Genomic DNA, 18,671 nt, shown 5'->3' on the forward strand with positions numbered 1-18,671 from the left:
CCCTTGGGCGCTTCAGAGCGAAGGGCCTGGCACACCTGCCACCCTTCGAACCGGACGTCAGGACCGTGATCGCCCGGAAAGACATCGAGCGGCTGCGCCGAACGGGGCAAAGGCATCACGACCGCGCCCCCCAATAGGCCACGAGCTTCCTTCCATCATCGGCGAAACAGCCCAGCGCATCCGCTTGAGCCCGGAGGGAACGCACGGCCGCACGCTCCGCGGCTACCCAGAGGTAGCCGGGATCCGCCCCAATGGGCATGTCGGCCAGGAGCGAGCCCAGCCGGCTTTCGCCGACCCCGTTCCCGCTGCCGGTGAGCCAGGTGACATCCGCTCCGGGATGCTCCGGCAAGGGCTGCTGCTCGCCTGCGTCGCGAACCTCGATGACGACACGGCTTTCCATGTCGGGAGGCGCGTTCTCGAGAATGCGGGCGATGGCCGGAAGGCCGGTCGCGTCGCCGAGGAGGATCTGCCGGCGGCAATCCGCCGGCGGCTTGTAGAGCCCGCGCGGATTGTTGATGACGACCCGGTCGCCCTCGCTGGTGGCGCAGGCCCAGTCGCTGGCGCGGCCACCGGCATGAACGACCATGTCGATGTCGAGCTCGCAGGAAGCGGCATCGTGGCGGCGCACCGTATAGGTCGAATAGCGGACGCGGTGGCGATCCTCGGGAAATGTCCAGCGCCCGTCCGCGCCGATCTCCGGCAGGACGAGTTCGCCTGTGTCGGGATCGGGGAAGAACAGGCGGATATATTCGTCGGCGATCCCGGTCGAGCGGAAGCCGGCGATGCCGCCTCCGCCGAGTGTCAGCCGGATCATTCCGGGCGTGAGATAGCGGCGCCTCACGACGGCGGCTTCATGAAACGGGTTGGGGCTGGCTTCCATCGTGCCGATCGACCTCGTCTAGCGCCGCGCTTGTTTCACGCGAACGGCGTCGAGGCAACAGCCTTAGTCTTTGATTTACTTAGAGTATTTCTAAAACATCGCGATTGAGCGGTCGGAATGCGGCTGCTATGGCGTTGGGCCTTGGGATATCCGGAGCCAGCGGAACCATGTCGAGCAGCCTCGACGATGTCGGCACACTCTACGCGCGGGAACATCGCCGGCTGGAACGGCGGGCTGCGCGTCGCGTCGGCGTCGCCAACGCCGCCGACGTCGTGCAGGACGTCTTCGTCGCCTTCTGGTCGCGCGCCCGGGACCATATCGGCTGCCAGGCATCCTACCTGAGCCGCGCGATCGACTATGCCGCGATCAGCCATCAGCGTGCCGAACGCCGGCGCGCCAGCCTGCCGCTGCGCATCACCGAGGAACAGTACGCAGCCCCGGTCGCGCTACCCGATCAGGTCGCGGCAGCCCGGCAGGACCTGGAGCGGGTGGTGCGGACCGTCGCGGCCTTGCCCGAACGCACGCGCCAGATCTTCCTGCTGAACCGCGTGCATGCCTGCAGCTACGACGAGATCGCAGCCGCGTTCGGCCTCTCCTACAGCACGGTCGAGCGCGAGATCGCCCGTGCCCTGCTGGCATGCCGGGACACATTGCGATAACGCCAAGCGCACAATCTCCAGGCCCAAGCCGTAACTCAGGCGCCATGGACACCGACAACAGCCACCGAACCGATGAGCTCCTGCTGGAAAAGCAGGCGATCGCGTGGTTCACCCGCATGAACGGCCGCCCCTCGCCTGCGGATCGCGGTGATTTCGAGGCCTGGCTGGCGGCTTCGAGCGATCATGCCCGTCACTATGACAAGGTCGCGGCACTCTGGTCCGACATGGGCACGCTGTCCGCCGTTCTCGGTGCCTCCGAGAGCGAAGCGCTGGCCGCGCCGCTGGAGCGCATCCGGGCGCTACGCCGCGAGCGTGGTCGCGGACGAGCGGCTGCGGGGGCCGTGCTCGGCCTCGTGCTCGCCCTGTGCCTCGGCTGGATCTGGCTCGACCGGCCGCATCTGTTCGAGAACTGGCGCGCCGATCAGGTCACGACGCGCGGCGAACAGCGCATGATCGTGCTGGCGGATGGCTCGACGGCGCAGCTCGATTCGGACAGCGCGCTCGCCGTCGATTTTTCCGCGGGGTTGCGTCGCGTTCGCCTGCTCAGGGGAACGGCCTTCTTCGAGGTCAAGCGCTCCGAAGCGCCTTTCGTGGTCAGCGCCGGCCAGGGCGAGGCCCGCGTGCTCGGTACGAGCTTCGAGGTCGCTGCAAACGATGAGGGAGGCGTGACCGTCACGCTCGCCAGCGGTAGCGTCTCGGTCGAGCTGCCGCAATCGCGCGAGGCCGTGGTCCTCAACCCAGGCGAGCGGGTCGCATATGGCGGGCATGGGCTCGGCAAGGCCGAGGCCGTGGATGTCGCGGAGGTCACGGCCTGGCGCGCCGGGCGCTTCATCTTCGACGATATGCCGCTGGCGCAGGTCCTGACCCGGATCGAGCGTCACCATCGCGGCCGCATCGTCCTGCTCGACTCCACGCTCGGCAGGCGGCATGTCACCGGCAATGTCACCTTGCGCGACAGCGCAGCCGCGCTGGCGGCCCTGCAATCCTCGGTCGGCTTCTCGGTCACCACCGTCGGGCCGGTCACCTTCGTCTCGCCCTGACGCGACTGCCGGATCGGCAACTCCAAAAAAATCACGCGATGCGTGAGGGTCACCGGCCGGCCCGTTCGACAAGGAGATAGAGGGCGAGGCTGAAAGCCTCGCACCATCCTGTACGAAAAGGGTCGGTGGATGCGTTCGATGCGGTTGACGGCGAAGGAAGTTCTCCTCGCAGCGACATTTCTCAGCTCGCTGGGTGCCAGCCTCGCCATTCCCGTTGCGACGGCGCAGGCGCAGACGCTGCACAGTTTCGACATTCCGGCGAAACCCGTCCGCGCCGCGATGAACGATATCGTCCGCGTCACCGGCGTCGACGTGGTCTTCGCCGAGACGCCCGCCGCCTCGCGTCGCGGCAATGCGGTGAAGGGCTCGCTGAGCACGGCACAGGCCGTCGCAGCCCTGCTCAACGGCACAGGCCTCGCCTTCCGCTTCAGCAACGCGACCACCGTCCAGATTTACGATCCGGCCCGCCCCGTCGCGGCTGGCGGCGCCGTCGAAGGCGCGATCGCCCTCGATACCATCGAGGTCGTCGGCAGCGGCGTGCCCGGGCTGCCCCCGGCCTATGCCGGCGGTCAGGTCGCGGTCGGCGGCGGCCTCGGCGTGCTCGGGCAGCGCTCCGTGATGGATACGCCCTTCTCGGTCACGAACTACACGTCGAAGCTGATCGAAGATCAGCGCGCCCAATCCGTCGCCGATGTCGTCAAGAACGATTCCTCGATCCGCAATGTCGAGCCGACCAATGTCGGCAATGCCAATTACTTCGTCATCCGCGGCATCCAGGTCGGCAACGCCGCCGTCGCCTTCGGCGGCCTGTTCGGCATCGCGCCCAACGCGCAGTCGACGCTGGCCGGCATCGAGCGCGTCGAGGTCCTGAAGGGCCCCGGCGCCTTCCTCGGCGGCCTCTCGCCAAGCGGCGTCGGCGGCGTCATCAACCTCGTGCCAAAGCGTGCCACGGACGAGCCGCTGACCCGGTTCACCGCGACCTGGATCAGCAACTCCCAGCTCGGCGGCCATCTCGATCTCGGCCGCCGCTTCGGCGATCAGAAGCAGTTCGGCGTGCGCGCCAACCTGCTCTATCGCGATGGCGGCACCCCCATCAGCCAGCAGTCGCAGAATCTGGTCAACGGCACGATCGGGCTCGACTATCGCAGCGACGCGTTCCGCATCTCGCTCGATGCCGGCTATCAGGTCCTGAACACCGACCGGATGAACAACACGGTGACGCCATTGGCGACCGAGCTGGTCCCGCGGCCGATCAAGCCGAACAAGACCTATGTCTCGCCCTGGAACTACAGCAAGTTCGCGGACAGCTACGGCATGGTCCAGGCCGAGTACGATGTGACCTCCAACATCACCGTCTACGGCAAGGCCGGCGTCAGCCATATGGACTGGGACCAGGCGGTGGAAGCCGGCTCCGGCCTCAGGCGCAACGGCAACTTCACCAGCACGGGCTCCCGCTATCAGATCGACATCAACCGCTATTCGGGCGAAGCGGGCGTGCGCGGACGCTTCCAGACCGGCCCGCTCGACCATGAGGTCGTCATTTCCGCCAACAGCTTCTATCAGGCGCGCGCCTCCGGCCTGCCGGCGACACTCTCGGTGACGCCGTCGAATATCTACAACCCGACCTTCTCGCCCAATCCGGTGATGCCGGCCGCCCGGCGCTACCGCCAGAACGACAACAGCTTCACCAGCTATTCGATCTCGGACACAATCTCGGCCTTCGACAAGCGCCTGCAACTGACGCTCGGCGTGCGCAAGCAGTTCGTCGACATCAACAACTACACGCTGCAGACCGGCGTGATCTCCTCCAAGAACAAGAGCGATGCGGTGACGCCGGTCATCGGTCTCGTCGTGAAGCCCCTTGAGAACGTTTCGCTTTATGCGAGCTATATCGAGGGTCTGACTGCGGGCTCGGTCGTCGGCAACACCTTCGTCAATGCCGGCCAGGTCCTGCCGCCCTTCGTCACCAAGCAGTACGAAGCCGGTGCCAAGGTCGATTGGGGCAGGCTGATGACCTCGGTCGCCGTCTTCCAGTCGGAACAGGCCTCCGGCATCGCGAACACCGTCACCAACACCTTCAGCGACAATGGCGAGACCCGCTATCGCGGCGTAGAGCTGAGCGTCGCCGGCGAGATCGTGGAAGGCGTCCGGGCGCTGGGCGGCATCACCTTCCTCGATTCCAAGCTCGTGCGCACAGCCAACGGCACCTTCGACGGCAACGAGGCGCAGGGCACCCCGCGCGTGCAGGCCAATCTCGGCCTCGAATGGGACCCGGGCTTCGTCCGCAACCTCACCCTCTTCGGCCGGATGATCTATACCGGCTCGAGCTATGCCGATGCCGCCAATCTGCAGAAGCTGAAGGCCTGGACGACCTTCGACATCGGCGCCCGCTACAAGATCGAGCGGGCCGGCGCCAAGCCGGTCATCCTGCAGGCGAACGTCACCAACCTGTTCAACAAGGCCTATTGGACGACCTATCCGGGCTTCAACTTGCTCTATCCGAGCGAGGCGCGGATGGTTTCGCTGTCCTCGACCTTCGAGTTCTAGGGCCGAAGGCAGGGAACCGCGTGGCGACATTCCTGTCTCGACGCAGCTTCGCGGCAGGCGGGGCGGCCATCCTGGCCGGCTCCGCCTTTGCCGCATCCGGACGCCGGGTGGTGAACACGCCACTCGGTCCCGTCGAGCTGCCGTCCGAGCCACGCAGGGTGGTCGCGATCGACTCGCGCATCAGCCTCGAGATGGCGCTGGCGCTCAATCTGCCTCTGATCGGCTACAGCCACAGCCGCGCCAGGCCATGGGTGCCCGTACCGTCCTCCGTGCCGTTCCTGGCGGCTCCGCCCGATCTCGAACAGATCCTGATGTTGCAACCCGATCTGATCCTTTGCCCGGACACCTCCGCTCACTCGGAATGGTGGCCCCTCGCCCGGCTGAGCCGGATCGCGCCGGTCCTGCCGAGCAACCACCGCACGCATTGGCGTGGCAATCTCGATAGCCTGGCCGGCTGGCTTCAGCGCACCGAGCTCGCAGAGCGCGCCACCACGGCCTATGCCGAGCAGATTGCCGGGCTGCGCCAGCGCCATGACGGCGTGCTGCGGCGGAGCCTGCTGGCGGCAGCGACCTACGAGCCGCTCAAGCGGCGGCTGATGGTGCGCAGCGACGGCACGGGCTACGGCTTCGTGATGCCGGCCCAGGTCCTTGCCGATCTCGGCGGCCGGGCCGTGGAAGCCGGGCGGCTCGGCCCTTATGGCGAGGTCGCGCTGGAATCCCTCGGGGATGTCCTCGGGCAGGTCGACGGCGTCCTGCTGATCGATCTGGGAGATCGCGCCCCGGCTGCGCTCGCCCGTGAGCCGCTCTGGCAACGGCTGCCGGCCGTCCGTGCTGGACAGGTACATGTTTCGCCGGGCAACAGCATCTTCGGGTCGGTCTACACCGCACACCATCTCGCGGGCGCCTGGGATGCGTTGCTGACCCGGATGACCTCGTGACACGGACCCCATTGGCTATCGTCATCGGCGCATTGGTGCTGCTGGCAGCTTCGCTCATCGCATTGACGCTAGGCGCGCGTCCGATCGCGGCCGGCGAATGGCTCGCCATTTTGCACGAAGGCCGCGGCAGCGAAGCCGCCGAGATCGTGCTGGGCCTGCGTCTGCCGCGTGTCCTGCTCGGGGCGATGGCCGGCGCGGCGCTCGGGCTTGCCGGCGCGGTCATCCAGATGGCGACGCGAAACCCGCTGGGCGATCCGGGATTGCTGGGGATCAATGCGGGAGCGAGCCTCGCACTGATCCTCGGCACCGATCTTATCGGCCTCGCCGGCCCGCAGGCCGCGACCTGGCTTGCCGCCTGCGGCGCCCTCGGCGCGGTGCTCGCGGTCCAGGCACTCGCGGGCGCCCGCAGCAGCTCGAACCCGATCCGTCTCACCCTTGCCGGCGTCGCGGTCACGGCGCTGTGCATCGGTATCGGCCAGGCGGTCGCGTTGTCAGATCCCGAGCGCTTCGATCTGGTCAGGAACTGGCGCGTCGGCGCGCTCTCGGGAGCCACTGGGGCGATCCTTCCAAGCGTGACGCTGGCATGGCTTGTCGGAACGCTGCTGACGCTCGCGCTCGCTCCACGCCTCGACCTGCTCGCGCTCGGGGACGACCGCGCGGCCTCGCTCGGCGTCGCGGTCCGACCGGTGCGACTTGGCTCGCTCATCGCCGTCGTCCTGCTCGCCGGCAGCGCCGTCGCAGCGGCCGGCCCGATCGCTTTCATCGGACTCGCCAGCCCGCATATCGCCCGCCGCCTCGGCGGTATCGGCGCGGCGGCGCATCTGCCTCTCTCCGGCCTGATCGGCGCCGCTCTCGTCGTGATCGCCGACACGCTCGGCCGCATCGCCATGCCGCCCGCCGAGGTGCCGATCGGCATCGTTGCCGGGCTCCTCGGCGCGCCCATCCTGATCCTGCTCGCCCGCCGCAGGAACGCTGCCGCATGAAGGGTCTCACCGCACAGAGCGGAACCATCATGAACGGCGCGATGAGCCGTCCGGCACTATGCCATCTCGGGCTGTGGCTCGGCGGTCTGGCGCTCGTGCTGACGTCCCTGACGCTGGGCACGGTCAGGCTCACGCCGGTGCAGGTGTTTCACGCACTTGCTGGCCACGAGAGTCCGGCGCTGCAACTGCTCGTCGAGTGGCGCCTGCCTCGCGTTGGCGCGGCGCTCGCAGCCGGCGCCGCGCTGGGCCTATCGGGCGCCTTGTTCCAGACGCTGCTGCGCAATCCGCTCGGAAGCCCCGACATCATCGGCTTCGACGCCGGTGCGTTCGGCGGGGCCTTGCTGGCGCTTCTTGCCGGCCTGACGCCCGCGCTGGTCGCGCTGGCAGCCTTCGGCGGCGGGCTTGGCGCGGGCCTGCTAGTCTATCTCGCAGCCGGCGGCCTGCGCGCCGATCGCGCGCGGCTGATCCTCATCGGCATCGCGGTCGGGGCCGCCTTCACGGCCTTCGGCGACTGGATGATCTTCGTCGCGCCCCTCGATATCGCGCTGGTCGCCGCGAACTGGAAGCAGGGAGCGCTCGCCGGGGTCGATATGCAGCGGCTGGCGATCGGCGCGGGGATGCTCGGCCTGCTGCTGCCCCTCGGCCTAGCCTGCGCCCGCTCCGTGCAGGCTCTCGAACTCGGAGACGACAAGGCGCAATCCCTCGGCCTTCCCGCCGCGAGCACCCGGCTCCGGCTCGGCCTCATAGGGCTTGGCCTGACAGCGACAGCGACCTTCATCGCCGGGCCGATCGGATTCGTCGCGCTCCTCGCGCCGCAGGCGGCGCGCAAGCTCACGGGCTCGGCCGGTTTGCCGCTGGCGACCTCCGCCCTGTTCGGCGCGGTTTTCCTGCTGGCCAGCGATGCGGTCGCGCGCATCGCGCTGGCGCCGCGCGCGCTGCCCGTCGGCGCCGTGACGGCCTGTCTGGGCGGAGCCTATCTCATTTTGCTGTTCGGCTCCTGGGTCCGCCGCAGGGAGCCTGTCCGATGAGCATCAAAACAAGGCTGGAAGCACAGGCCCTGCGCGCGCATCACGGCCCGCACGAGGTTCTCAAGGGGATCGACATCGCGCTGCCGGTCGGCAGTTTCACCGTGATCGTCGGCCCCAATGCCTGCGGCAAGTCGACCTTGCTGAGAAGCCTCGCGCAGCTGCACCCGTCTTCCGGCGGCAGCGTCCTGCTCGATGGACACCCGATCGCACACTATCGCCCACGCGATCGCGCCCGGCTGCTTGCTGTCCTGCCCCAGGGAGCGGAGGCGCCGGAGGGGATCATCGTCGCGGATCTCGTTGCACGGGGGCGGCATCCTCACCGCAGCCTGTTTCAACCCTGGACCGCTGCCGATCAGAGCGCCATGGAGGCCGCCATGGAAGCAGCGGGCGTTTCCCAGCTCGCCGAGCGCACGCTCGAAAGCCTCTCCGGAGGCCAGCGTCAGAAGGTTTGGATCGCGATGGCACTGGCACAGGGCGCGGATATCCTGCTGCTGGACGAGCCCACGACATTCCTCGACCTCTCCCATCAGATCGATGTGCTCGAACTCTGCTCCGCCCTGAACCGTGCCGGGAAGACGATCGTCGCGGTGCTGCACGATCTCAACCAGGCTGCCCGCTATGCATCCCGGCTGGTGGTGATGCGCGCGGGAGAGATCCTGGCGCAAGGTCTGCCGGAAGATCTTCTGACGCCCGGCTTCATCGACGAGGTCTTTCACGTCCCATGCATCGTCATCGCCGATCCGTTGACCGGAAAGCCGTTGATCGTACCGAAGCGGGCGGCTCTCGCGAACTGACGCAAAGCCGGGGCCGGTCCGGAAAGCCGCCGCTTACGTCAATTCTCGGCCGCCGGCACCGATGAAGCCTCGCCATATCTGGGCCACCTGCGCCGCATGGGCGCCGGGCTTGCACCAACGCTGCTCCAACGGAGGTTCAGCAACGTGCACCTGCATAATGGCTGGGGGAAGACCCAGGATCCCCATTCCTTTGCATCGGCATAGGCAGCGAATGGCCGGGTAACGGGCACGAATCTCTACGGGGATTCGGACTTGGACCTTGTCGCGATGCTTGCGGATGGAGCCATGATTTCCCTCAGTGGCGCCAGCGTGGGACCAAGCAGCGGGAATCACCGGGTTTTAGGAAGGTGATTGAGGGCTAAGATATTAGCATTCTCAATGACTTAAGCCTTGGTGGAGCTGAGGGGATTCGAACCCCTGACCTCTGCAGTGCGATTGCAGCGCTCTCCCATCTGAGCTACAGCCCCAAGGCGCTGGCCTTCTAGGCTGTGCGTCGCGTGGATGTCAATCACTTCCGCCATCTGATTTGGCGCGAGCCGGGATATTCCGCGTCACCTTTCCAGACAGGCCTAAAAGGAAGCCCGATGCGTGCCGTTCTCGACGTGATCATGATCGCGCTGAACCTCTATATCTGGGTTCTGATCGCCTCGGCAGTGCTCAGCTGGCTGATCGCCTTCAACGTCATCAACACCCGCAACCAGTTCGTCTCCACGGTCTGGGACATGCTCTACCGCATCACCGAACCCGTATTGCGGCCGATTCGCGAGCGCCTGCCCAATCTCGGCGGGCTCGACATCTCGCCGATCATCCTGCTGCTGATCATCTACTTCATCCAGAGCGTGATCACCCGCTACATCTACCCCAACGTGTTCTGATCCTGGCATCGGATCTTTCCGAAAAGTGGAATGCACTTTTCGGAAAGATCCGATGCCAAAGCCAAGGGATGGATCGCCGCTTTGCGCGCGATAGGGCGCACGGTGATCCATTCGCGCCCTGCGCCGGGCGCGGCTCGCAATCCGCCACGACGCATTCGACGTCGTGGCGACCGGCATGCAGTATGGCCGCCTCGCCAACGCTTCGAGGTTTCCGCATGGCCGCTGCCGCTCTTCCCTATCGCAGCCAGAATTGGGCTCTGACCAAACCTGCCGCGCGCGGCAGGCACGGCATCGTCGTCTCGCAGAGCCGCGAGGCGGCGGAGGCTGGAGCAGCGATCCTCGAACAGGGCGGCAATGCCGCCGACGCCGCCGTCGCCGCCTGCTTCGCGCTTGCGGCAGTCGAACCCTGGAACAGCGGGCTCGGCGGCATCGGCTTCGCCGTCGTGCTCAAGGCGGGCGAGACCCGCGCGCAGGTCGTCGATTTCGGGCCGGTCGCGCCGCGCCGTGCCGATCCTGCCGATTATCCCCTGACCGGCGAGATGAAGAAGGACCTCTTCACCTGGCCGGAGGTGGTGGACGACCGCAACATCCACGGCCCCCTCTCCTTCGTCACGCCCTCCTCCGTCGCCGGTTATGCCAAGCTCAAGGAGACCTTCGGCTCGAAGCTCCCGCTCGCCGACATTCTCGCGCCGGCCATCGCGCTCGCCCGGCGCGGCCTGCCGGCCGACTGGTACACGACGCTGAAGATCGCCTCCTCGGCTTCGGTGCTCAGGCTCTACGAGGAAAGTGCCCGCATCTATCTGCCTGGCGGCTTGCCGCCGGTGCCGCCCTATCAGGGCATTCCGGGCTTCATGAAGCTGGGCAAGCTCGGCGACACGATCGAGCGGCTGGCGCAGGCGGGGCTCGACGATTTCTACCGCGGCGATGTCGCGAACCAGCTCGTGGCGGATATCGCTGCGGCCGGCGGCGTCGTCGATGCCCAGGATCTGGCCGGCTGCAAGGCCGGATTGCGGGAGGCGCCGACCATCGACTGGCGCGGCACTCACCTCCTCCACACCGCCGGCGGCCTCACCGCCGCGCCGACGCTGGAACGCGTCGTCGCCGGGATGGCCGACACTCCGATCGAAGGCGACGGCCCCTCCGCCGCCTGGTTCGCGCAGCTCTCCAGCGTGATGCGCCAGGCCTATCGGGAGAGACTGGCCGGCCTCGGCGCCGCGGTTGCCGCCAAGGAGCCGGGCGACACCTGCACGACCCATCTCACCGTGGTCGATGGCGAGGGCAATCTCGTCACGGTCACCACGACGCTGCTCTCCTCGATGGGCAGCCGCGTCGTGCTGCCCGCGACCGGCGTGCTGATGAACAACGGCATGATGTGGTTCGATCCGCGCCCCGGCAGCGCCAATGCGATCGCGCCGGGCGCCCGCCCGCTCTGCAACATGTGCCCGGTCGTGGTCACGCCGAAGGATGGCGGCTGGCCGCGCCAGGCAATGGGCTCCTCCGGCGGACGGCGCATCCTCGCCAGCATCTACCAGACGCTAGCCTGGCAGCTCGATTTCGGCATGGGCACCGAGGAGACAGCGCATCAGCCGCGCATCGACGTCTCCGGCCCGGATTCGGCCAGCGCCGATCTGCGCCTGCCGGCCGAGACGCTTGCTGCACTCGAAGCAGCGGGGCCGACCGCGATCGTCGAGCACAGCGTGCTGCCGATCAACTTCGCCTGCCCGAACTTCGTCCGCGTCGACAAGGACGGTGCGGAAGGATCGAGCGACGCCGCCTCGCCCTGGTCGGCGGCGGTCGCGGCAACGCGCTGAAATGAAAAAGGGCGGCCGTTACGGCCGCCCTTCTGCATGAGCACGACGATCAACCTCTTTTGAGACCCCACGGATAGGGCGCCGAGCCGGCGAGCATCCCGGTCATGTCGTTGCGATAGGCCGTGCGGCTGACGAACTGGCCGAGCGGGATGGTCGCGACCTCCTCCAGCGCCAATCGGGCCAGCGCCTTGGCGCTCTTCTTCTGCGCGGCTTCGTCGGGGGCATAGAGCCATTCCTCGGCCAGAGCCTCGGCCGCATCGCTCTTCCACCAGCCGAACCAGCCCTTCTCGCCCTGCCCGCGGACCAGCGAGGACATCGCCGGGTTGCCCCAGCTCGTCGCCGATCCCGTGGTGTGGAAGATGCTCCAGCCGCCCTTCTCGGTCGACTCGCGGCTGCCGCGGCGCTGCACGACGGTGCCCCAGTCGCTCGCCGCCATCTCGACATTCATGCCGAGCTGCTTGAGCAATTCGAAGGTCACCTCGCCGAGCGGCCCGATATCCGGGAAGTCGGTCGGGTTGATGATCACGACCTTCTCGCCGTTGTAGCCGGATTCCTTGAGGGCCGCCTTCGCCTTCTCCAGGCTCTGCGGCATCAGGTCTTCCTGCTCGCCGTCGTAATAGGGCGTGCCGCGCCACCACAGGCTGCGGCAGGTCTGCCAGAGCGTGGTGTCGTCGCCCTGGGCGGCGCGCATATAGTCTTCCTGCTTCACCGCCATGCGCACGGCGGCGCGCACCTTCGGATTGTTGAACGGCGCCTGCAGATGATTGAGACGGATAATCGCGCCGCGCCCGGCCTTGTCGATGATCTCCTGCTTGATGTCCTTGTTGCCAGCCAGCATCGGCTGGAGATCGGTGAGCGGACGCTCCCACCAGTCGACCTCGCCGGTGGTCAGCGCCGCGGCCGATGTCGCGGGATCGGGCAGGATGTTCCACTCGATCCGCTTGAAATGCGCGACCTTGCCGCCGGCATTGCGGCTGGGCGGCTCAGCTCGCGGCTTGTAGCCCTCGAACTTCTCGTAGACGACCTTGCTGCCCGAGACATAGCCCGAAGCGACGAACTTGTAGGGCCCCGAACCCGTCATCTCGGTGACCTGCGTGTTCGCATCGATCTTGGCCAGGCGCTCCGGCATGATGATCGGCGGCTGGTCGGATTTCGACAGGCAGTCCAGCATCATCGGGAAGGGGCGCTTGAGCTTGATCTCGACGATGCGATCGTCGGGCGCACCCCATTCCTCGACCGCCCGGCCGAGCAACTGGCCGTAGGGGTCGCGCTGCGTCCAGCGCTTGAGGCTCGCGGCGCAGTCGACGGCCTTGACCGGCGTCCCGTCATGGAAGCTCAGGCCTTCGCGCAGCTTGATGCGCCAGGTCTTGCCGTCGGCCGAAACCTCGTGCCCCTCCGCCATCTGTGGCTGCGGCTTCAGGTTCTCGTCCGCCCCGTAGAGCATGTCGAAGACATAATAGCCGTGATTGTTGGTCACGGTCGCGGTGGTCCAGACCGGGTCCAGCGCCGAGAGATTGGCCTGCGGCACGAACTTCATCAGCGTTGCGCTGCCTTGCGCTGCGGCCGGCCGCGGCAGAGCCGGGCCGGCGAGGCCGAGAGCGGCCGTCCCCATCAGAAAATCACGACGCTTCATTCATACTCTCCCCGTTTATGATTGTATGGAACGCGAATCAGGCCTCAGGCGAACCCGATGAAATTCGGGCTTTCGCTGATCGGCCGCGCCTTGGCGAGCTTGGCGAGGTCCGGAACCGGACGGGCCGTCAGCGGATCGCCCGCGAGCGCCGCTTCCAGCGCCGCCGCCACTGCCAGCACCTTGGCGTCGCCGCCGCGCGGCCCGACGATCTGCAGGCCGAAGGGCATGCCGTTGCGGTCGAGCCCGACCGGCAGCGAAATCGCGGGATGGCCGACGATGGTGACGGCATAGGCTGCCGCGAGCCAGTGGAAATAGGTTCGGGTCGCTTTGCCGTCGATCTCGGAGGGGAAGAGCTCGGTCCAGGGCCGCGGGCTCAGCGTCACCGCCGGCGACAGGATGACGTCGTAATCCTCGAAGAAGCGCTGCCAGCGCTGGTAGATCACCGTCTGCTGCTTCATCGCGCGGGTGACGTCGAGCGCCGAATAACGCAGGCCCTCCTCGACATTGGCGCGGACGTTCGGCCCGACCATGTCGGGCGTATCGCGGACCTTGTCGAGATGCGCCGCGAGGAAATTGCTGGCACGCAGGATCTCGAAGACCTCGTCCGTGCCCTCGCAATCCGGCGTCGCTTCCTCCGCCGCCCTGAAGAGATGGCTGAAGGCCGTGGTCTTGTCGGAGAAGGTATCGCGGATCAGGCGTTCGGTCGGCGCAAAACCGAAATCCGGGGTCAGAGCCACCTTGAGCGAGGCGAGATCGATCGCGTCGGGGCGGGCGAAATCCTCCGGCCGCCGCACGGTCTTGCCATGGATCGTCGTCGCGAGCGGATCGGCAGCGGCATCGGAGACCATGGTCGAGAGCAGCAGGCAGAGATCCGGCAGGTTGCGCGCCATCGGGCCGAGCACCGGCAGCGGAGACCAGCCGAGCTGGCGTTTCTCGCTCGGCACGAGCCCGGGCGTCGGCCGGAAGCCGACGATGCCGTTGAAGGCGGCGGGATTGCGCAGCGAGCCGCCGGTATCGGAGCCCGTCGCCAGCGGCACCATGTTCGTCGCCAGCACGACGCCCGAGCCGCCCGACGAGCCGGCCGCGCTCTTCGAGGGGTCGAACGGGTTGCCGGTCGCGCCATAGACGGCGTTGCGGGTATTGGCGCCGGCACCCCATTCCGGCGTGTTGGTCTTGCCGGCGATGATCGCACCGGCCTTGCGAACCGATGAGACGATGAGCTGGTCTTCCTTCGGCACGAAATCGCGATAGAGCGCGCTGCCATAGGTGGTGCGCAGGCCGGCAACGTTCTCCAGGTCCTTGATACCGATCGGCAGGCCGTGCAGCGGACCGAGCGCATCGCCCCGCGCGGTCGCCTCATCCGCCTTTGCCGCATCCTTGCGGGCCTTGTCGTCGTCGCGCGCGACCATCGCGTTCACGGCGGGGTCGATCGCATCCATGCGGCGGATGCAGCTGTCGAGCAGTTCGCGGGCCGAGAGTTTCTTGGCGCCGATCAGGGCACGCGCGGCAACGGCGCTGAGGTCGCAGGGTTCGGTCAAGGCAGGTGTCTCCGTTGCGCTCAGCCCCGCGCAAGCGCTGTGCCGCGCGGGGCAGTCCGAGCAGACTAGGCGACGAGGCCGAGATGTCCATGTCCGGATCGCGCATGCAGCCCCCTCCCTCCGCGCGGGTTCCATGCCGTCTACAGTTGGCCCGGAAGGGCGATTGAGCGAAGGCCGGCAGGCGGGCTGGGCGATACCGCACCGCAACATATGCTTGACGAAGCCGTCCGTTTCCTGTTCGACAGGATCCATGGAAAAGCCTGCAGAGCCATTCCCGCAGCGCCTGACGGAAGGCTATCGCTCCTTCCTCGACGATCGTTTCATCCGCGAGCAGAGCCGCTATGAAGAGCTCGGCGAACACGGCCAGACGCCGGAGATCATGCTCATCGGCTGCTGCGACTCGCGCGTTTCGCCGGAAGTCATCTTCGATGCGCGCCCCGGCGAGATGTTCGTCGCGCGCAACATCGCCAATCTGATCCCGCCCTTCCAGCCGGACGACCAGCTCCACGGCACCTCGGCGGCGCTCGAATACGCCATCCAGGCGCTCAAGGTGCAGCACATCGTCGTGCTCGGCCATGGCCGCTGCGGCGGCATCCGCGCCTTCGCCGATGACAGCCAGCAGGCGCTCTCGCCGGGCGACTTCATCGGGAAATGGATCACCCTGATCGGCCCGGCGGCCGAGCGCACCGGCGGACGTGGTCGCCATGAGAGCTTCGACGACTATCTGCAGCGGCTGGAGCTGGCCTCTGTCCAGCAATCGCTCGCCAATCTCCGCACCTTCCCTTGCGTGCAGATCCTCGAGAGCAAGGGCCGACTGCACCTGCACGGCGCTTATTTCGCCGTCGCCACCGGTGTGCTGATGATCCTCGACAACGCGACCGGCCAGTTCATCCCAGCCGTCGGCGAGATGCCCAAGCGCGTCCAGCAGATCCGCTGTTCCGAGGCCTGAGGCGCCTCATTCTCCATCCGCGAGGGGATGGAGATCGCGGACCATGCTCTTCAGCCGCTCGTCCAGGACATGGGTGTAGATCTGTGTCGTCGCGATGTCGGCATGCCCCAGCAATTCCTGCACGACCCTGAGATCGGCGCCGTTCTGCAGGAGATGGCTGGCAAAGGCGTGGCGCAGCACATGCGGGCTTAAGCTCGCAACTGAGAGCCCCGCCGCCCCGGCCAGCGATTTGAGATCCCTGGCGAAGACCTGACGGGTCAGATGCCCGCTCTCGCCGTCCGAGGGGAAGAGCCAGCGCCCATCCGCCTCTCCGGCCTCTTTCAAGGCAGCCAGCCAGTCACGCGCAGCCTGTCGCGCCGCGTCGTTCAGCGGCACCAGACGCTCCTTGTCGCCCTTGCCGCGCACGATCAGGAAGCGCTCACGCGTCGTCGCAGCCGACAAGGGCAGCGCAATCAGTTCCGAGACGCGCAAGCCCGTGGCATAAAGCATCTCGACCAGGCAGCGCATGCGCAGGGCCTTGAGCCGCGCGGCCTTCGTTATCCCCTCCCGCTCGCATTGGGCCCGCGCCGCTTCCAGCAGGCGGTCGACATCCGCGACCGTCACCACTTTGGGCAGCGGGCGGCCGAGCCGCGGCCCGGCGATCGCGGCCGAAGGGTCGGTGCCGGCCAGCCCCTCTGTATAGAGGAAGCGATGGAACTGACGCACGGCCGAAAGCCGGCGTGCCGCGGAGGAAGCCTTGAGGCCCCGCGCCGCGAGATCGGCAAGCCAGCCGCGGATATCCCCAGGCAGAGCGTCGCCCGGCGCCTTGCCGCCGAGGAATTCGAGATAATCGGTAATGTCGCGCTCATAGGCGTCGAGCGTGTTGCGCGCCGCGCCGCGCTCGGCCGCCAGCATGTCGAGGAAGGCATTCAGCCGCTGGCGCCCCAACCGGCTCATTTCGGCTGCAGTTTGGCAGGCGGTACGATCTCGACCATCTCGCGCTGAACCGGCTGAACGAAGGTGACGAGCGCGACCATGCCCCCGAAGATCAGCCCGGCGATGATCGCGATGAAAGCCAGGAAACGGAACAGCGTCGGCACGTCGGGCGGACTCTCGCAATCGCTTGGGGCGCGCGCGATCCCGGCACCCGATTTGATTATCCCCGATCGCAACCGCGCCGCGCAAGGGCCGGCGGGCCACAGCCTCGTGCAAAGCGCGTGACAGGGGCATGACGCAGCGGCCGGCCGGTGCTACAGCCGTGCCGAGGATTGAAAGGTATCATGACCGCCGCCGCTTCCATCGCTGCCTCCGAAACGACCGATCTCCGCGCCATTCTCGGCGCGCGGGCCATCGTGCTCGTCGGCATGATGGGGTCCGGCAAGAGCTCCGTCGGCCGCCGGCTGGCGGCGCGCCTCGGCCTGCCCTTCGTCGATGCCGATACCGAGATCGAGACGGCCGCGCATATGACGATCCCGGAGATCTTCGCGCAGCGCGGCGAGGCCGAGTTCCGCGAGGGCGAACGCCGGGTCATCAGCCGCGTCCTGACCACCCGCGCCCCGCTCGTGCTGGCGACCGGCGGCGGCGCCTTCATGAATGCCGAGACGCGCGAGCGCGTGAAGGAACTCGGCATCTCGGTCTGGCTCAAGGCCGAGCCCGACGTGCTGATGCGCCGTGTCCGCAAGCGCTCGAACCGGCCCTTGCTCCAGACCGCCGACCCGGAAGCGACCTTGCGCCGGATGCTGGCCGAGCGCGAGCCGGTCTATGCGCTCGCCGACATCACCATCCTGTCGAGCGACGAGCCTCACGAAGTCGTGGTCGGCGAAACCATCGCCGCATTGGGCGACTATCTCGGGCCGGCAGCCGGAGCGACAGCATCATGAACGCCACCATGTCCGACCAGACCGGTGCCCGCATCGTCGTCCCCGTCGCGCTCGAAGGCCGTGGCTACGATATCCATATCGGTCGCCACCAGCTCTGCGAGGCGGCCGCCCTGATCGCGGCCTTCGCGCCCGGCGCCAAGGCCGCCATCGTCACCGACGAGAGCGTCGCCGCCCTGCATGGCGCGGCTTTCGAAACCTGCCTTCAGCAGGAAGGCATCGCCGCGACCCGCATCACCATCCCGCCGGGAGAGGCGTCGAAATCCTATCCCCAGTTCGTTGCACTCTGCGATGCGCTGCTGGCGGCGAAGATCGAGCGCAACGACCTCGTCATCGCCTTCGGCGGTGGCGTCGTCGGCGACCTCACCGGCTTCGCCGCGGCGGTTCTGCGGCGCGGCGTGCGCTTCGTGCAGGTGCCCACCACCCTGCTCTCCCAGGTCGATTCCTCGGTCGGCGGCAAGACCGGCATCAACTCGCCGCACGGCAAGAACCTGATCGGTGCCTTCCATCAGCCGGCTTTGGTCATCGCCGATACCGCCCTGCTGGACACGCTGAGCGAGCGCGAGTTCAAGGCCGGCTATGCCGAGGTGGTGAAATACGGGCTGATCGACGATCCCACCTTCTTCGACTGGTGCGAGGTGAACTGGAGCCGCGTCATCGCCGGCGGCCCGGAACGCGATCACGCCGTCGCCGTCTCCTGCCGCGCCAAGGCCGCCATCGTCGCCCGCGACGAACGCGAGGAAGGCGACCGCGCCCTGCTCAATCTCGGCCACACCTTCGCCCATGCGCTGGAGCGGCTGACGCATTACGATTCCGCGCGCCTCGTCCATGGCGAGGCCGTCGCCATCGGCCTGGCATTGGCTTTCCGCTTCTCGCAGCGTCTCGGCCTGTGCTCGGGACAGGATTCCGGCCGCGTCTCACGCCATCTCGACCATGTCGGCCTGCCCAGCCGGTTGCAGCAGGTGCCGGGCGGCGCCGGCAGCGCCGAGGAGATCGTCAACGCCATGGCGCAGGACAAGAAGGTCAAGCGCGGCGTGCTGACCTTCATCCTCGCCCGCGGCATCGGCAAGAGCTTCATCGCGCCGGGCGTCGCGGCCGATGAGGTGCGCGCCTTCGTCGAAGCAGAACTCGCCGCCTGAG

At 67.4% G+C, this 18,671-nt stretch carries 17 protein-coding genes and 1 tRNA gene; 12 read left to right on the forward strand and 6 right to left on the reverse strand.

The genetic code is table 11. From position 1 onward, the window contains the following. Window positions 1-115: 115 nt before the first annotated feature. A complete protein-coding gene (locus tag FHT98_RS10570; RefSeq protein WP_061966011.1) occupies window positions 116-880 on the reverse strand; it encodes a siderophore-interacting protein in 765 nt (254 codons plus the stop codon). Between the two features lie 167 nt (window positions 881-1,047). Here FHT98_RS10570 and FHT98_RS10575 point away from each other — a divergent pair, with 167 nt between their 5' ends. The 7 genes from FHT98_RS10575 (at window position 1,048) to FHT98_RS10605 (ending at window position 8,869) form a co-directional block, all read left to right on the forward strand. Then, a complete protein-coding gene (locus FHT98_RS10575) occupies window positions 1,048-1,539 on the forward strand; it encodes an RNA polymerase sigma factor (protein WP_061966009.1) in 492 nt (163 codons plus the stop codon). A 44-nt stretch (window positions 1,540-1,583) separates the two neighbouring features. Then, on the forward strand, window positions 1,584-2,579 hold the full coding sequence (locus FHT98_RS10580; protein ID WP_061966007.1) for a FecR family protein: 996 nt from the start codon (window positions 1,584-1,586) through the stop codon (window positions 2,577-2,579). 138 nt (window positions 2,580-2,717) lie between these two features. Next, window positions 2,718-5,126 (forward strand): TonB-dependent receptor, encoded by a 2,409-nt coding sequence (locus FHT98_RS10585; RefSeq protein ID WP_142113993.1) that lies wholly within the window; start codon window positions 2,718-2,720, stop codon window positions 5,124-5,126. A gap of 20 nt (window positions 5,127-5,146) precedes the next feature. Then, window positions 5,147-6,064, forward strand: a complete 918-nt coding sequence (locus FHT98_RS10590; RefSeq protein ID WP_142113994.1) for an ABC transporter substrate-binding protein — start codon at window positions 5,147-5,149, stop codon at window positions 6,062-6,064. After that, the gene (locus FHT98_RS10595; protein WP_142113995.1) at window positions 6,061-7,047 is read left to right on the forward strand and encodes a FecCD family ABC transporter permease; all 987 of its coding nucleotides are present in this window, start codon (window positions 6,061-6,063) and stop codon (window positions 7,045-7,047) included. Before FHT98_RS10590 ends, FHT98_RS10595 begins: the two co-directional genes overlap by 4 nt. Continuing rightward, window positions 7,044-8,075, forward strand: a complete 1,032-nt coding sequence (locus FHT98_RS10600; RefSeq protein WP_142113996.1) for a FecCD family ABC transporter permease — start codon at window positions 7,044-7,046, stop codon at window positions 8,073-8,075. The genes FHT98_RS10595 and FHT98_RS10600 overlap by 4 nt, the downstream gene beginning before the upstream one ends. Next, window positions 8,072-8,869: an ABC transporter ATP-binding protein gene (locus FHT98_RS10605; RefSeq protein WP_142113997.1), complete on the forward strand. Its 798-nt coding sequence runs from the start codon at window positions 8,072-8,074 to the stop codon at window positions 8,867-8,869. The genes FHT98_RS10600 and FHT98_RS10605 overlap by 4 nt, the downstream gene beginning before the upstream one ends. Window positions 8,870-9,260: 391 nt before the next feature. On the opposite strand, the gene FHT98_RS10610 is transcribed toward FHT98_RS10605, so the two are convergent. Beyond that, window positions 9,261-9,336, reverse strand: a tRNA-Ala gene (locus FHT98_RS10610). A 117-nt stretch (window positions 9,337-9,453) separates the two neighbouring features. Here FHT98_RS10610 and FHT98_RS10615 point away from each other — a divergent pair. Together FHT98_RS10615 and FHT98_RS10620 are read left to right on the forward strand one after the other, a co-directional pair. After that, window positions 9,454-9,744 carry a YggT family protein gene (locus FHT98_RS10615; RefSeq protein ID WP_061965995.1) on the forward strand — a complete coding sequence of 97 codons (291 nt, stop codon included), beginning with the start codon at window positions 9,454-9,456 and terminating at the stop codon, window positions 9,742-9,744. A gap of 215 nt (window positions 9,745-9,959) precedes the next feature. Further along, window positions 9,960-11,555 carry a gamma-glutamyltransferase gene (locus FHT98_RS10620; protein ID WP_142113998.1) on the forward strand — a complete coding sequence of 532 codons (1,596 nt, stop codon included), beginning with the start codon at window positions 9,960-9,962 and terminating at the stop codon, window positions 11,553-11,555. A gap of 49 nt (window positions 11,556-11,604) precedes the next feature. On the opposite strand, the gene FHT98_RS10625 is transcribed toward FHT98_RS10620, so the two are convergent. Both FHT98_RS10625 and FHT98_RS10630 read right to left on the reverse strand, forming a co-directional pair. Continuing rightward, the gene (locus FHT98_RS10625; protein WP_061965991.1) at window positions 11,605-13,188 is read right to left on the reverse strand and encodes an ABC transporter substrate-binding protein; all 1,584 of its coding nucleotides are present in this window, start codon (window positions 13,186-13,188) and stop codon (window positions 11,605-11,607) included. 44 nt (window positions 13,189-13,232) lie between these two features. After that, window positions 13,233-14,726, reverse strand: coding sequence for an amidase (locus FHT98_RS10630; protein ID WP_142113999.1), 1,494 nt, complete (start codon window positions 14,724-14,726; stop codon window positions 13,233-13,235). Window positions 14,727-14,976: 250 nt separating this feature from the next. On the opposite strand from FHT98_RS10630, the gene FHT98_RS10635 reads away from it, so the two are divergent. Continuing rightward, complete coding sequence (locus tag FHT98_RS10635) at window positions 14,977-15,675, forward strand: carbonic anhydrase (RefSeq protein ID WP_113587350.1); 699 nt, start codon at window positions 14,977-14,979, stop codon at window positions 15,673-15,675. A 6-nt stretch (window positions 15,676-15,681) separates the two neighbouring features. Here the strand turns inward: FHT98_RS10635 and FHT98_RS10640 are convergent, their stop codons facing one another. Together FHT98_RS10640 and FHT98_RS10645 are read right to left on the reverse strand one after the other, a co-directional pair. Next, the gene (locus FHT98_RS10640) at window positions 15,682-16,611 is read right to left on the reverse strand and encodes a site-specific tyrosine recombinase XerD (protein ID WP_142114000.1); all 930 of its coding nucleotides are present in this window, start codon (window positions 16,609-16,611) and stop codon (window positions 15,682-15,684) included. Further along, entirely contained in the window at window positions 16,608-16,754 is a 147-nt protein-coding gene (locus tag FHT98_RS10645; RefSeq protein ID WP_061965984.1) for a hypothetical protein, read from the reverse strand. Before FHT98_RS10645 ends, FHT98_RS10640 begins: the two co-directional genes overlap by 4 nt. A gap of 177 nt (window positions 16,755-16,931) precedes the next feature. Between FHT98_RS10645 and FHT98_RS10650 the strand changes: the two genes are divergently transcribed. Next, window positions 16,932-17,534 carry a shikimate kinase gene (locus FHT98_RS10650; RefSeq protein WP_425284631.1) on the forward strand — a complete coding sequence of 201 codons (603 nt, stop codon included), beginning with the start codon at window positions 16,932-16,934 and terminating at the stop codon, window positions 17,532-17,534. Further along, entirely contained in the window at window positions 17,531-18,670 is a 1,140-nt protein-coding gene (aroB, locus tag FHT98_RS10655; protein WP_248309195.1) for a 3-dehydroquinate synthase, read from the forward strand. Before FHT98_RS10650 ends, aroB begins: the two co-directional genes overlap by 4 nt. The last annotated feature ends 1 nt before the right edge of the window (window position 18,671 follow it).

The sequence above is a fragment of the Allobosea sp. AK1 genome (assembly GCF_006714945.1).
In the GTDB taxonomy this organism is placed as follows: Bacteria; Pseudomonadota; Alphaproteobacteria; order Rhizobiales; family Beijerinckiaceae; genus Allobosea; species Allobosea robiniae.

What these genes read in the sequence shown, in the direction of transcription:
- FHT98_RS10570 (WP_061966011.1), bottom strand. Translation starts at nt 880, where the DNA reads ATGGAAGCCAGCCCCAACCCGTTTCATGAAGCCGCCGTCGTGAGGCGC.
- FHT98_RS10575 (WP_061966009.1), top strand. Translation starts at nt 1,048, where the DNA reads ATGTCGAGCAGCCTCGACGATGTCGGCACACTCTACGCGCGGGAACAT.
- FHT98_RS10580 (WP_061966007.1), top strand. Translation starts at nt 1,584, where the DNA reads ATGGACACCGACAACAGCCACCGAACCGATGAGCTCCTGCTGGAAAAG.
- FHT98_RS10585 (WP_142113993.1), top strand. Translation starts at nt 2,718, where the DNA reads ATGCGGTTGACGGCGAAGGAAGTTCTCCTCGCAGCGACATTTCTCAGC.
- FHT98_RS10600 (WP_142113996.1), top strand. Translation starts at nt 7,044, where the DNA reads ATGAAGGGTCTCACCGCACAGAGCGGAACCATCATGAACGGCGCGATG.
- FHT98_RS10605 (WP_142113997.1), top strand. Translation starts at nt 8,072, where the DNA reads ATGAGCATCAAAACAAGGCTGGAAGCACAGGCCCTGCGCGCGCATCAC.
- FHT98_RS10615 (WP_061965995.1), top strand. Translation starts at nt 9,454, where the DNA reads ATGCGTGCCGTTCTCGACGTGATCATGATCGCGCTGAACCTCTATATC.
- FHT98_RS10620 (WP_142113998.1), top strand. Translation starts at nt 9,960, where the DNA reads ATGGCCGCTGCCGCTCTTCCCTATCGCAGCCAGAATTGGGCTCTGACC.
- FHT98_RS10625 (WP_061965991.1), bottom strand. Translation starts at nt 13,188, where the DNA reads ATGAAGCGTCGTGATTTTCTGATGGGGACGGCCGCTCTCGGCCTCGCC.
- FHT98_RS10635 (WP_113587350.1), top strand. Translation starts at nt 14,977, where the DNA reads ATGGAAAAGCCTGCAGAGCCATTCCCGCAGCGCCTGACGGAAGGCTAT.
- FHT98_RS10640 (WP_142114000.1), bottom strand. Translation starts at nt 16,611, where the DNA reads ATGAGCCGGTTGGGGCGCCAGCGGCTGAATGCCTTCCTCGACATGCTG.
- aroB (WP_248309195.1), top strand. Translation starts at nt 17,531, where the DNA reads ATGAACGCCACCATGTCCGACCAGACCGGTGCCCGCATCGTCGTCCCC.